The organism is Iodobacter sp. CM08, assembly GCF_033446605.1.
Taxonomy (GTDB): Bacteria; Pseudomonadota; Gammaproteobacteria; order Burkholderiales; family Chitinibacteraceae; genus Iodobacter.
Genome location: NZ_JAWQUO010000001.1, coordinates 33,795 through 47,714, shown reverse-complemented (window position 1 = coordinate 47,714; position 13,920 = coordinate 33,795). Strand labels below are relative to the sequence as shown.

At 49.1% G+C, this 13,920-nt stretch carries 11 protein-coding genes; 9 read left to right on the top strand and 2 right to left on the bottom strand.

The features are described 5' to 3' along the window. Positions 1-7: 7 nt before the first annotated feature. Positions 8-1,231: an HD-GYP domain-containing protein gene (locus R6242_RS00210; RefSeq protein WP_318422506.1), complete on the bottom strand. Its 1,224-nt coding sequence runs from the start codon at positions 1,229-1,231 to the stop codon at positions 8-10. Positions 1,232-1,294: 63 nt separating this feature from the next. Here R6242_RS00210 and R6242_RS00205 point away from each other — a divergent pair, with 63 nt between their 5' ends. Next, positions 1,295-1,633: a 2Fe-2S iron-sulfur cluster-binding protein gene (locus R6242_RS00205; RefSeq protein ID WP_318422503.1), complete on the top strand. Its 339-nt coding sequence runs from the start codon at positions 1,295-1,297 to the stop codon at positions 1,631-1,633. Between the two features lie 177 nt (positions 1,634-1,810). Here the strand turns inward: R6242_RS00205 and R6242_RS00200 are convergent, their stop codons facing one another. Then, positions 1,811-2,563 (bottom strand): IclR family transcriptional regulator, encoded by a 753-nt coding sequence (locus R6242_RS00200; RefSeq protein ID WP_318422499.1) that lies wholly within the window; start codon positions 2,561-2,563, stop codon positions 1,811-1,813. Positions 2,564-2,679: 116 nt separating this feature from the next. On the opposite strand from R6242_RS00200, the gene hmgA reads away from it, so the two are divergent. The 8 genes from hmgA to R6242_RS00160 all read left to right on the top strand — a co-directional run bounded on the left by hmgA (position 2,680) and on the right by R6242_RS00160 (position 13,838). After that, entirely contained in the window at positions 2,680-3,972 is a 1,293-nt protein-coding gene (gene hmgA / locus R6242_RS00195; RefSeq protein WP_318422496.1) for a homogentisate 1,2-dioxygenase, read from the top strand. 240 nt (positions 3,973-4,212) lie between these two features. After that, positions 4,213-5,520, top strand: a complete 1,308-nt coding sequence (fahA, locus tag R6242_RS00190; protein ID WP_318422493.1) for a fumarylacetoacetase — start codon at positions 4,213-4,215, stop codon at positions 5,518-5,520. A gap of 230 nt (positions 5,521-5,750) precedes the next feature. Beyond that, on the top strand, positions 5,751-6,407 hold the full coding sequence (gene maiA, locus R6242_RS00185) for a maleylacetoacetate isomerase (protein ID WP_318422490.1): 657 nt from the start codon (positions 5,751-5,753) through the stop codon (positions 6,405-6,407). A gap of 274 nt (positions 6,408-6,681) precedes the next feature. Beyond that, entirely contained in the window at positions 6,682-8,640 is a 1,959-nt protein-coding gene (locus tag R6242_RS00180; RefSeq protein WP_318422488.1) for an acetoacetate--CoA ligase, read from the top strand. 364 nt (positions 8,641-9,004) lie between these two features. Then, the gene (locus R6242_RS00175; RefSeq protein ID WP_293935804.1) at positions 9,005-9,514 is read left to right on the top strand and encodes a DUF1993 family protein; all 510 of its coding nucleotides are present in this window, start codon (positions 9,005-9,007) and stop codon (positions 9,512-9,514) included. A gap of 885 nt (positions 9,515-10,399) precedes the next feature. After that, entirely contained in the window at positions 10,400-11,254 is an 855-nt protein-coding gene (locus R6242_RS00170; protein WP_318422484.1) for an EAL domain-containing protein, read from the top strand. Positions 11,255-11,342: 88 nt separating this feature from the next. After that, positions 11,343-12,335, top strand: a complete 993-nt coding sequence (locus R6242_RS00165; protein WP_318422481.1) for a sulfate ABC transporter substrate-binding protein — start codon at positions 11,343-11,345, stop codon at positions 12,333-12,335. A gap of 678 nt (positions 12,336-13,013) precedes the next feature. Then, positions 13,014-13,838 carry an EAL domain-containing protein gene (locus tag R6242_RS00160; RefSeq protein WP_318422478.1) on the top strand — a complete coding sequence of 275 codons (825 nt, stop codon included), beginning with the start codon at positions 13,014-13,016 and terminating at the stop codon, positions 13,836-13,838. Positions 13,839-13,920 lie beyond the last annotated feature (82 nt).

Genomic DNA, 13,920 nt, shown 5'->3' with positions numbered 1-13,920 from the left:
ATAAATATCAGCTTGGTGGAATTAAAAATCTCGCCACGTCGATATTCCATTTTTCTGCCGATTCATGCCCAGTAATTTTATCGGCCCCACCTAATCCCATGGGCTTAGCCAAATTAATTTCTACGGGTGTGATATAGGCATTCGCCTTAGTACTAAAGATGGCCTTTACCCTTGGCATGAGCAAATTGCCTTCGTTTTGCTCCAGCACCACGGCCAAGCGGCCTGATTCTAATTTAACTAAAGACCCTACTGGATAAATCCCCACCGTACGCATAAAGGCTTGTACTAAGGTTGGGTTAAAATGAAATTTACTCCATTCCCACAGTTTTTTTAATCCTTCCGAGGCGGGCATGCCTTTGTGATAACAACGATCTGAAGTAATTGCATCATATACATCCACTACCGATGCCATTTGCGTTAATTGCGTAATGTTTTCCCCTGGCAATTTATGCGGATAACCGCTTCCATCCATACGCTCATGGTGATGCAAGGTAATTTCTAATGGAATATCCCCAATTGAATCCACCTGTGACAAAATCTTAAAACCTTCCATTGGGTGCGAGCGCATCACCTCAAACTCTTCTTCTGTTAAACGCCCCGGTTTATTTAAAATTTCATTGGGCACCATGGTTTTGCCTGTATCGTGCAATAAGCCGCCAATCCCCGCCTGCCGAATTAATTCAGCTGGAAAATTCATACTTTTTGTAAACGTCACCATGAGCGTACATACGCTGACCGAATGTAGAAAAGTATATTCGTCTTTATCTTTAATTCCCGACAAACCTAATAAAGCACTGCTATTTCTTAAAATAGAATCAGTAATCCCCTCAACCACTTCTTCTACATCATCCATTTGAATGGCTTTACCCATTCTTGCGTCTTGCATAACCGAGCGCACCAATAAATGCGCCTGCTTATGGATTTTTTTAGCGCGGGACATTTCTTCTGCACTAGAAACTTGAATCACCGGTGCGGGTGCCGTAGCCACCAAAACCATTTCCGCCTCAATGCTGGCATTCACTTCATCCACCGTTGGCGCATGGGCGTAATCTAGGCCACGATCAGTATCGATATAAACTTCATGCGCCCCCGATATGATGATTTTTTGTAAGTCTTCATCTGTTTTTACTACAAATTGCTTACGCAAAAAAGGATGATCCATCCAGTCCACATTCAGGTCATGGATATACATGCCAATTTTTAATACCGATACAGGGATTTTTTTAATCATGGCGGCTTGCAGATACAATGAAGGTTATTACTTCATCTTAGGACTAAGGCTCGCTCCTCGCTCATGTACAAACTAACTTTTATCAATTCGCAGGATTCCACCCGTCTGGAAGTGACTACCGAGCTTGATAGCATGCTGATCACTTCTGTCAGAGAATTGGTAAGCGATGGAAAATTACAGTTAGCTTGGCGCTGCGGCCAAGGCACTTGCGGGGCATGCAAGGTACGCTTAGAACATGCAGGCAGTGGTGGGATGGTGACGCTAGGAGCCAAAGAAAGAAATGTCATGGCCCGCCACGCAGGGCTCGCAGCTGACTCGCCACTCACTATCCCCGACACCCCTGCCCTCATCCGCCTAGCCTGCCATATCCAGATCAAAAGCGATTTAACGATTTATGTTTGAAATTTATTAAAAAAATCTTTAAAACCCATATCTTGAACCACGAAGGAAACCTTAAATTCAGATAAAAACTAATCTATGCATTTACTTAGCTATGTTTTTCTCCGTGAAACTCCGTGTCCTCTGTGTTCTCCGTAGTTCAAAATCTGGGTTTAAGGTTTAAGGTTTAAGGTTTAACTTTTAAACAGCCCCCATTCTGCGGCTAATGGCTTGGGTGGCTTGAAGCAGCCTTTGTACCAAATCGCTATCTGCTGCGGGCTGCAGGGCGGACGATGCAGAGCCCACCACGGTCACTACCGCAATAATCTGCTGACGGGCATTAAATACTGGGGCAGAGATGGCATCTACGCCAGAAATCAATAAACCTTGAATACTATGCCAGCCCTGAGCGCGGATCTCTGCCAATTGCAAATTAAGCGTCTGCAGCGCAGCTTTATCCAAGCCCGCCTCCTGCTGCAATAGCTGCACCTCTTGCTCTGGCAGATGGCTACTAAACACTAGCCCCGTGGCTGATTTAAACGGCGGCAATACCGATCCTACTTGGGTAATCAGGCTGATGGATCTAAGCGCCTGCTCCACCTGCACCACCGTCGCGCCTTTATTTCCCCATACCGCAAAAAACACCGTTTCATTCAGCTGATCACGCAGCTGCAGTAGATAAGGCGTGGCAACTTTAAGCACGTCCATTTTGCCCAGCGCAATCAAACCCACCCGCAGCGCCTCATGCCCCAGCGCGTAATGATTGCTGGCCGCATCCTGTTCGGCAAAGCCAGTGGCGATCAAAGCCTGTAAGTAGCGATGCACTTTGCTGGCTGGCATAGCCAAATATTCAGCCAAGCGAGAGAGCGAGGTGCTGGGGGCCAAATCAGCCAGCGCTTTTAAAACCTGTGCCGCCACTTCGGCGGAACCCACGCTCTGCCTACGATCTGCCATTGCCATGCTGTTTGTCACTTAAAAACGTCATAAAACGCGTTTATAACTTGACGACTATTTAAAATCAAATTATGTTTTGCGTAAATAAATTACGCATTACGTAAAAAGGAAGCGCCATGCCAAACGATACAAGTACTTTGTCTTACCTTTCTGGGTTTGGGAATGAATTTGCTAGCGAGGCATTAGCAGGCGCCTTACCTAGTGGCCAAAACTCGCCGCAAAAAGCCCCTTATGGCTTATATCCAGAGCAGTTTTCCACCAGCGCATTCACCATGCCAAGAGCAGAGCTGCGCCGCACTTGGATGTATCGCATTCTGCCATCCGCAGCGCATAGCAAATTTGAACGTCTAGAGCGCCAGCGCCCCAATAGTAAATTGGCAGCCATTACCCCCAATCGCCTCCGTTGGGATCCGCTGCCACGGCCAGATGCGCCCACTGATTTTATTGATGGCCTAGTCACGATGGCGGCAAATAGTGATTCGCCCGAAGGCGTATCCATCCATCTTTATCAAGCCAATATTTCGATGCAGCGGGTATTTTTTAGCGCCGATGGCGAATTTTTATTTCTGCCGCAACAAGGCCGCATTCGATTAGTAACCGAGCTGGGCATCTTAGAAATAGAGCCCGAAGAAATTGCCGTAATCCCACGCGGCATGAAGTTTCGTGTCGAGCTATTAGACAGCAGCGCCAGCGGTTATTTATGCGAAAACCACGGCTCGCCGCTGCGTATTCCAGATCTTGGCCCGATTGGTAGCAATGGCTTAGCCAATCCGCGTGATTTTCTTGCGCCGGTTGCCGCCTATGAAGATATCGATCAGCCTACAACTTTGGTACAAAAATTTTTAGGTGAATTCTGGGCCTGCCAGCTCAGCCATTCACCGCTAAATGTAGTGGCTTGGCACGGTAATAGCGTGCCGTATAAATATGACCTACGCCGCTTCAACACTATAGGCACCGTGAGTTACGACCACCCTGATCCATCGATCTTTACCGTGCTCACCTCACCCTCTGCCATTACCGGCCAGGCCAATGCCGACTTCGTTATTTTCCCGCCACGGTGGATGGTTGCTGAAAACACCTTCCGTCCACCTTGGTTTCATCGTAATCTTATGAATGAATTTATGGGGCTGATCCGTGGCGAGTACGACGCCAAAGCGGGTGGCTTTGTGCCGGGCGGCGCTTCTTTACACAATGTGATGAGCGCGCATGGGCCGGATGCCAGAACATTTATCAATGCCAGCACAGCGACATTAATACCGCAAAAAATTGAGCGCACGATGGCCTTTATGATTGAAACCCATGCGGTGATCCGCCCTAGCCAATACGCAATGGAATGCAGCCAATTGCAAGCAAACTACGACGATTGCTGGGCAGACATGCCGAAAACATTTAATAAAAACCAGATTTAATAAGCGCATAAAGCGACGAGCGCTAAGTCCTAAACCACAGAGGACACAGAGAGCACAGAGCACCACAGAGGGAAATGGGTAGCTATCGAGGTACACCCTCACATGCAGTTTGCGACCCAAACTACGGGTCTAAAACAATTGAACTTTGTTTTTCCTGTGTGAAACTCTGTGGCCTCTGTGCTCTCTGTGGTTCAAGGTTTAGCGCTCTATGACACACTTTTAAACCCAACGGAGCCCGCAATGACATCCACTACATATCGCCGCAGCTGGGTTACTTCCGCCAACGAGCACCGTGATTTTCCGCTACAAAACTTACCGTTCGGGATTTTTAGTCCACAAGGCCTGCCGCCACGCGGTGGCGTTGCGATCGGTGATGTTATTTTTGATTTGCAAACCGCATTAGAAAACAGCCTCTTTACTGGTGCCGCCCAAACCGCCGCCCAAGCCGCCAGTGGTAAATCGCTCAATGCCTTCTTTGCCTTGCCAAGCACAGCACGGCTGGCACTGCGTGAGCGTTTATTAGAATTGCTGGATGCTGATTATCCACAGCTCAAAAACCTGCAAGCCCAAGGCGAAGCATTACTACGCCCAGCCGCAGATTGCACCATGCACCTGCCCGCCAAAATTGGCGACTACACCGATTTTTACACCGGCATTCACCATGCCGTAAACGTGGGCAAACTGTTTCGCCCAGATAATCCCCTGCTGCCTAATTACAAATATGTGCCGATTGGCTACCACGGCCGCTCGTCCACCATCTACCCAAGTGGCTACGCCGTGCGCCGCCCACTTGGGCAAACGCTAAAACCTGGGCAGGACGTGCCCGCGCTCACGCCATCGGCAAGGCTAGATTACGAGCTAGAGTTGGGTATTTGGATTGCAGGTAGCAACCCGCAAGGCGAGGCCATTGCCATTGAAAACGCGCCAGAACATATTGCCGGTTTCTGCCTATTAAACGACTGGTCGGCACGCGATTTACAAGCCTGGGAATACCAACCGCTAGGCCCATTCTTAGCTAAAAACTTTGCCACTACCGTGTCGCCTTGGGTCATCACCACTGAAGCGCTAGCGCCTTATCGCGTAGCGCAGCCCGCCCGCCCAGAGGGTGACCCGCAGCCGCTACCTTATCTTTATGCTGCTGCCGATCAGGCCAGTGGCGCTTTTGATATCGAGCTAGAAGTGCTACTGCATACTAGCGCGCAAAAAGCCCAAGGCCTACCACCGCATCGCCTAGGCCTATCCAACACGCTTAATATGTACTGGACAGTGGCGCAGCTGATTACTCACCACACCGTCAACGGCTGCAGCTTGCGTGCTGGTGATTTACTCGGCACCGGCACGCTCTCCGGCCCAAGCTCCGACGCCTTGGGTAGCCTGCTGGAAATGAGCAAAGGTGGTAAAGAAGCCATCAAATTGGATTCAGGGGAAGAGCGCTGCTTTTTAGCCGATGGCGACGAAATCATCATGCTTGCCCGCTGCAAAAAAGACGGCCACCCAAGCATCGGCTTCGGCGAATGCCGTGGGGTAATTTTAGCGGCGAAGAGCTAAGCCAAGTAAACCCACGTCTTGAACCACGGAGGACGCAGAGAGCACGAAGTTTCACGGCAGAAAAACCATTCTAGAAGAACTCACTTTGTTGAGCCCTAGGGTTTCTCCGTGATCCTCCAAGCTCTCCTTTTCCTCCGTGGTTCAAGGTTTGGGTTTACTGCAACAACACCATCGCAGCGTGGGCAAGATAAAGCGCCGTTGCCCACAATAAATCACATTAAGGCTTAAGCATGGAACTCTACGGCTATTACCGCTCCACCTCTAGCTATCGCGTGCGGATTGTGCTGGCGCTCAAGGGCCTTGCCTACACGTCCATTCCGGTAAATTTGCTTAAAGCCGCGCATAAAGAACACGACTATCTAGCCATCAATCCACAGGCCCGTGTGCCTGCGCTACTGGATCAAGGTAATGAAGCCATTATCCAATCACCGGCGATTATCGAATACTTAGAAGAGCGCTACCCAGAAACCCCACTGCTGCCAAGCACCTTGCAAACAGATGGTTTATTGACTCGCGCCAAAATTCGTAGCGTGGCGGCGCTGATTGCTTGTGATGTTCATCCTTTGCATAACGTCAGCGTACTCAATTATTTGCGCCAGCATTATCAGTGCAGCGACGATGCCATTAATGCCTGGATTAGCGAATGGATAGGCCAAGGCTTGGCCGCGGTGGAGCAGCTCATTGGTGATGTAGGCTATTGCTTTGGCCAAGTCAGCGTGGCGGATGCTTATCTTATCCCCCAGCTCTACGCCGCCCGCCGCTTTAATGTGCCGCTGGATGCCTACCCTAAAATATTACGGGTAGAAGCGCTGGCCGAACAACACGGTGCATTTATCGACGCTCACCCAAAAAACCAAGTGGATTGCCCAGAAACACCTCAATCCTAAAGTCTGTAAACGCAGAGAACAGCAAGGCAAAAACGAGCGCACAAAATACCTATTAAAAACCCTTTAGGCAGAGCACGATTTTGCGCCCACGTGTAGCAGTACATATTTCTAGCAGGTGCCCACCCTAAGCGGTGTTCTCTGTGGTGCAAGCTTTAGACTTTAGAAAAGTAGCACCTTTGGCGTGGTGTGTTAAAGCCCTCACCCTAGCCCTCTCCCAAAATGGGAGAGGGGGAAAAGTAGCGCCTTTGGCGCAGTTTTATTTAAAGGAATCGACATGCAAGAAGCGCTTTGGACGCCCTCCCCTGAGCAGGTTGCTGCTACCCAGATGGATGCGTTTCGCCACCATATCAATCAAGCACACCACTTAGACTTGACTGATTATGCCCAGCTGCACGCTTGGAGCGTGGCGCATCGGGTAGCCTTTTGGCAAGGCGTTGTCGATTTCTTTGCAGTGCATTTTAGCCAAACAGCTAGCGAGGTCCTTAGCGAAGACTCCGTCATGCCAAGCGCCAGTTGGTATAAAGAAACCGAGCTTAACTTTGCCGAACATCTGTTGCGCCGCAGAGATGATCACCCAGCGCTGATTGCCATTGCTGAAGATGGCTCACGCGAGGCGCTAAGCTTTGCCGAGCTAGCCGCACATGTGGCTGGCTTACAAAAATCATTAGCCGAGGCCGGTATTGGCTTTGGCGATCGTATCGCCGCCTTTATGCCCAATACTTGGCAAACCATTGTGGGCGCACTCGCAGCGGCCAGTCTTGGCGCAACTTGGTCTTCTTGCTCGCCAGACTTTGGCACGCAAGGCGTAAGCGATCGTTTTGGTCAGATAGAACCCAAAGTGCTGATTGCCTGTGCGGCTTATCGCTATGCGGGTAAAACCATCGGCCTTGCTGACAAAATCAAAGAAATCATTGCTCGCCTACCCTCTATCGAGCAGTTGATTATTGTTCCCTACGCTAATCCTGATGCAGAGGCCAAAGACTTTAAAGCAGGCCATGCCAAGATCACACTATGGGATGATTTTTACCAAGCGGGTGGCGAGCCAATATTCACCCCAGTGCCCTTTGCCCATCCGCTCTACATCATGTATTCCAGCGGCACGACCGGCGTACCCAAATGCATCGTTCACGGCACGGGTGGCACGCTGCTACAACACCTTAAAGAACTAGGCCTACATACCGACCTAACCGACAAAGATACGCTGTGCTACTACACCACCTGCGGCTGGATGATGTGGAACTGGATGATGTCTGGTCTAGCCCTTGGCGCAAGCATTGTACTGTTTGATGGCTCACCATTTCACCCCAATGCCGACCGGCTGATTAATTTAATCGATCAAGAAAACATCAGCATCTTTGGCACCAGCGCCAAATACCTTGCGGCCCTAGAAAAAGCCGGCTCTAAGCCCAAACAGACGCACCGTTTAGAGCACTTAAAAGCGCTTCTTTCTACCGGCTCACCGCTATCGCACGAAAGCTTTGAATATGTTTACCGTGATGTAAAACAAAACCTCTGCTTATCTTCCATTTCAGGTGGCACCGACATTATTTCTTGCTTTGCCCTTGGCAACCCAGTGCTACCGGTATGGATAGGCGAGTTGCAATGCAAGGGCTTAGGCATGGCGGTTGAGGTATGGAATGACGCAGGCCAGCCCGTGATTGGCGAAAAGGGCGAGCTGGTATGCACCCGCCACTTTACTGCCATGCCAGTCAGCTTCTGGAATGATCCCGATGGTGAAAAGCTAAAAGCCGCTTACTTTAGCCAATACCTCGGCGTGTGGGCGCAGGGCGATTACGCCGAAGAAACAATCCACGGCGGGATTATTATTCATGGCCGCTCGGATGCAGTGCTTAACCCCGGCGGCGTACGCATTGGCACGGCAGAGATTTATCGTCAGGTAGAAAAACTGCCAGAGATTCTAGAATCTATCGCCATCGGCCAAGACTGGGACAACGATGTGCGGGTGGTGCTGTTTGTGCGCCTGCGTGAAGGCGTTGAGCTTAGCGATGCACTGCAAAACAGCATCCGCCAAATCATCCGCAGCAACACCACCCCGCGCCATGTGCCCGCTAAAATTGTGCAGGTAAACGATATTCCCCGCACCATCAGCGGCAAGATTGTAGAGCTGGCGGTCAGAAATGTGGTGCACGGCAGACCAGTCAAAAACACCGATGCACTCGCTAATCCTCAGGCCCTAGAAGAGTTTAGAAACCGAACTGAACTAGCCTCTTAAAGTTATCAAATCCAGCCCAGCGGCGTCAGTGACGCCGCTTTTTTTGCCTCATGCGGCTTAGGCAAACCTGACTATAGCGCTTGCTCAATCTCATTATAAATATCGTAGGGCGAGTAAAACCCGCGTGTTTATTCAGCATTGCTCACGGGCTTCACCCGCCCTTCACATTTCAAAACCAAGCACTCAAGAAATCCATCTACACAGAGCTGCTTGAGCAAGAAACATAATCAGGAAATTTAAACGCTAAAAATAAGTACACGGCCAGCAACACAGCGTGCTCTGAGTAAAACGGCTATTGACTATTCACTGTTAGCCCCCATCTCATGGCTTGCGGACCTGCCGCCCAAACTGCTCAAGGAACATTATGTCTATTTCCATGTATACCGCCAGCATCCCCGTTTTTAAACAATTACTTACCGCTCTATCCGATGTTTTAGCCAAGGCTGAAGCCCACGCGACAGCTCGCAAAATCGACCCTGCCGTTTTGCTACAGACCCGCCTATTCCCTGATATGTTTCCACTGGTGCGCCAAGTACAAATCGCCTGCGATTTTGCCAAAAGCGTGCCTGCCCGCTTAGCAGGGGTAGAAGTTCCTGCTTATGATGACAACGAGCAAAGCTTTGCCGAGCTGCAAGCCCGTATTGCCAAAACACTGGCGATCTTAGATGGCCTAACCGCCGCTCAAATCGACGGTAGCGAAGCACTTGAAATCGTGCTGCGCCCTGGCACGCCAAAAGAAAAAAAACTCGACGGCCAAACCTATCTGCTCTCGTATGGCTTGCCGCAGTTTTTCTTCCATGTCACCACCACTTACGCACTACTACGCCACAACGGCGTAGAAATTGGTAAACGCGACTTTATGGGCGCTTACTAAGCTCCTAGGGTCTGTTGACGTTTCATTCACGGCTGCGTTTGGCCCAGTTTTGGGGCTGAACAAGGAGAAAATTGCGACATGGTACGAGTACCATGAGCGATTTTTAACGCAGTGCAGCCCCAAAAATGGGCTAAACCCGAAGGGCTGAGCCGGAAAATGGCCATTCACTGCGTTATGCTCCTCGACAATAACCCGTTATTGCCTTCGTCGCATGCCTTGTGCCTGGCCGTTTTCCGGCTCAGCGCAATTGTGAATGAAACGTCAACAGACCCTAGCATAATTTGCCATACCGCCCTCTCCCTGCTAGTCCTTACAATTTAAGGATGGAAATCAATAGCAGAGAGGGGGCAAGGCAGTTTACTTTGCCCACACGGATGGCACGGCGTGGGCAAAAAATGTACCCACACTACAAATGCTTAAGTTGACAGGCTGAGAGCAGCGCTGCCACTTCTTTAAATCATCTCTCGTGCATTTATTTGTCATGCCTTTGCTTTACTACGCCAGCAATTATTGCTTATGCGCAATTAAATAATTACCTATTAATTTAGCGTAATAGTTACGGCTTACTATTTAATTTACATTACTAATTTTTAAATAAAAAACACTCTATTTATTTTACCGGTAACAATCAAACAGCATAACAACACCATAAAAAACATTAACTACTTTTGAACTTTAAATATTAAAAGCACACTAATCGTGCAAGAGCCCACATTTACTCTGCACCAACACAGTATTATTGTTATTTATTTATTAAAAAATAGAAATTTTATTTACTTACATAATCCCCATAAAACACAAACATTAAACATTAAACATTAAACATTAAACATTCCTACAATATTAGATTCAACTTATTTTAACCAGCTGTAAATGGAGAAAACAATGCCTCCTTTGATTTCAGTAAAACACCGTGACGGTATTTTGCATATCCCACAAGACACCTTAAATGATTGGCCAATGGCACAATTTGCCAATACAAAGGACAGGGGAATTGTAGTAAAAGCATTGGGGCTGGAATTAACCAGCGCTTTTCTCTCCATTTTTGACACCCAAAGCCAACAAATCATTGGTGAAGAAGCATTGCTACGCGCCAGTGTTCGCCGTAAAGCGCTTGCCACATCAGAAGTATTTAAAAGTGCGCAAGGCGGGGATTGCTTAGTTGAATTTGACCGCCTCTGCCGTAGTCTGCATTTAATGAATCACCTTGCCGGCCCTTACCCAAAACGCACGCTATTTCTAAATGTTTATCCTGAATTACTGATGTCCACAGGCGAGCAACATGCCGATGCCTTCGAGCGAATTTTGCAAGACCAAGGCCTAAGCCCTGCAGATATTGTGTTGGAGATCTTTGAATCCACCGTACAGCCAGATCAAACGGCTAGTTTAGCCAAGGCAATTAAAAGCTATCGCGAGCGTGGCTACCGGATCGCAATCGATGATTACGGTTTTTTAAATAGCAATTTAAGCCGCCTACTTACGCTTAGCCCTGAGATTGTTAAGCTGGATCGAATCGTGATCAACGCCATCAGCAAGGAGCCACTGGCCCAAGAGCTGCTCTGCCAATTTGTGGAGCGCCTACATGAAAACGGCAGTTTGGTGGTGATTGAAGGCATCAATAGCGCCGAGCAACTCGCCCTCGCCCAAGCCAGCGGCGCAGATATGATGCAGGGTTATTTTTTAAGTGAGCCACGCTATCTGAGTAGTGAGGCCTTTGTGCACGTCTTGGCAAATGCGTAAATATGGAATATAAAAACAATTATTAATTCTTTTTAAATCTATACGCTTGGCGATTAAACTTAGCCTCATTCATTACAGGGGCTTACATATGAAACTTATCGCCAGCTTAATTCTTAGCCTTGCCAGTACCAGCCTCTTTGCGGCATCTGTAGAGCTACTTAATGTTTCTTACGATCCAACCCGCGAGCTTTATCAAGACTACAACAAAGCCTTTAGCAGCTATTGGAAGAAAAAAACCGGCGATGATGTCACCATCCGCCAATCCCACGGCGGCTCTGGTAAGCAGGCCCGCTCAGTGCTGGATGGCTTGCAAGCAGATGTGGTCACGCTGGCTCTAGCTTACGATATTGACGAGCTGGCCACGCCTGGCAAATTACTTGACGCCAACTGGCAGAAAAAACTACCTGACAATGCCTCGCCTTACACTTCGACCATTGTGTTCTTGGTTAAAAAAGGCAATCCCAAGGCGATTAAAGACTGGGCCGATCTGATCAAGCCCGACGTTAAAGTCATCACTCCTAATCCAAAAACCAGCGGCGGCGCGCGTTGGAACTACCTAGCCGCTTGGGGCTGGGCCAAAAAAACCTACGGCTCAGACGATAAAGCCCGCGATTACGTACAAAAACTCTTCAAAAACGTCCCCGTACTGGATACCGGCGCACGCGGTGCCACCACCACCTTTACCCAGCGCGGCATTGGCGATGTGTTGATTGCATGGGAAAACGAAGCCGAGCTAGTGGTTAAAGAAATCGGCAAAGATAAATTTGAAATCATCGCCCCAAGCTACTCAATCAAGGCCGAGCCGCCAGTCGCCGTTGTCGATAAAGTGATCGACAAAAAAGGCACGCGCAAAGTGGCCGAGGAATATCTGAAGTATCTGTATTCCAAAGAAGGCCAAGAAATCATCGCACAAAACTACTACCGCCCAATCGACCCTGCCACGGCGGCCAAATACGCCCATCAGTTCCCGAAAGTCACGCAGTTTGATATCGATGACGTATTCGGTGGCTGGGCCAAAGCGCAAAAAACCCACTTTAGCGACGGCGGTACGTTTGACCAGATTTATCAGCCGAGTAAGTAAGAGATGTAACACAAGAAAACCCACATCTTGAAACACGGAGGGCACGGAGAACGCGGAGTTTCACGGAGGAAACCTATTTAGGACTAAGTCGTTTATTAGGTTTTAAGTCGCATCAACCTCAGTTGATTAGATTAGCTTTTGAGACATAGATCTGGCGGGATTCACCCCATGTGCGCTAACCAGTTTGGTTTTTAGTAGCAAACAAAGACAGAAAAGGAGGGCTACGCTCACGGTACGGGGCTTAAATCTCCCCTTGAAACACGCAAGCTCCGAACAAGCGAGGCAGCGAGCCAATCCCGCCCGCCGCCGACTCGATTGTCCGCAGCGCAGGTGCTTTCGTGCTTTGCTGTTGTCGCTTGGCTTCGTTTCTTGGCGAAGCAAGAAAGGAAGGCCCCGCGGTGGCTAACCGCTCCAAAATCAATGTGCCGAAGGCACTAAAAAGGTCTTTTTAAATTTGCTTAGCGCATATGGGGCACAAGCCACGAGCAATGCTAAACAAATACGCGGGTTTCACCCCAATCCTATCAACTTAAGCAATATGCCATTCGTAGGGCGGGTGCAACCCGCGAGTCATGCTGAAAAAACGCGGGTTGCACCCGCCCTACGATGATTCAAAACTGGCAAGAGTCACTTTTTAACAAACACCTAGCACGCATCAGTCCCCTTAAAAGAGCCCATATGCCAGTCCCAATCCACCATGCCAGCGGCACTTTACATGTGCCCGAAGATACCCTAGCCGATTGGCCCAGTGCCCAGTTTGCCTGCACTCAGGAGCGCGGCATTGTGGTAAAGGCACTGGGGCTGGAGCTGACCAGCGTGTTTCAGCCCATTTTTGCAGCAGATGCTCAAACCATCATTGGCGAAGAAGGCCTGCTGCGCGCCAGCATCCGCCGCAAAGCCATGCCGCCTGCCGATGTTTTTAAAAGCGCCACCCGAGGCGAATGCTTGGTGGCTTTCGATCGCCTATGCCGTAGCCTGCATTTAATGAACCACTTAGCTGGGCCGCAAAAAGACAAAACGCTGTTTCTTAACGTTCATCCAGAACTACTGATTGCCGTTGAAAAACAACACGGCGAAGCGTTTGAGCGCATTTTGCAGGATCAGGGCTTAAAACCTGCCGATGTAGTTCTGGAAATCCTTGAATCCGCCATTCCTGACGCGCAAGAAACCGATCTGACCCATGCGGTACAAAACTACCGCCAGCGTGGTTACCGGATTGCGATTGATGATTACGGCCAGAAAAATGCCAATCTCTGCCGCCTGCTTTCCTTAGCACCAGATATTGTAAAACTGGATAAAGTATTAATTCATGCCACAGATAACAATAGTAAGGCGCAGCGATTACTGAGCCAGCTCGTTGAAATACTGCATGGGCTGGATAGTCAGGTCGTTATCGAAGGCATAGAAAGCGCCGCGCAACTAGCCATCGCGAAAGAAAGCGGTGCGGATTTCTTTCAAGGCTATTTTCTGGCGGAACCCAGATATTTAAACAAACACATTTAGTTATTTAAATAACACTCAATAGTCTTTGTACATCTTAACAAAACCGGTAAAAATCGACGCTATCTGACACACCGCTAGGAAA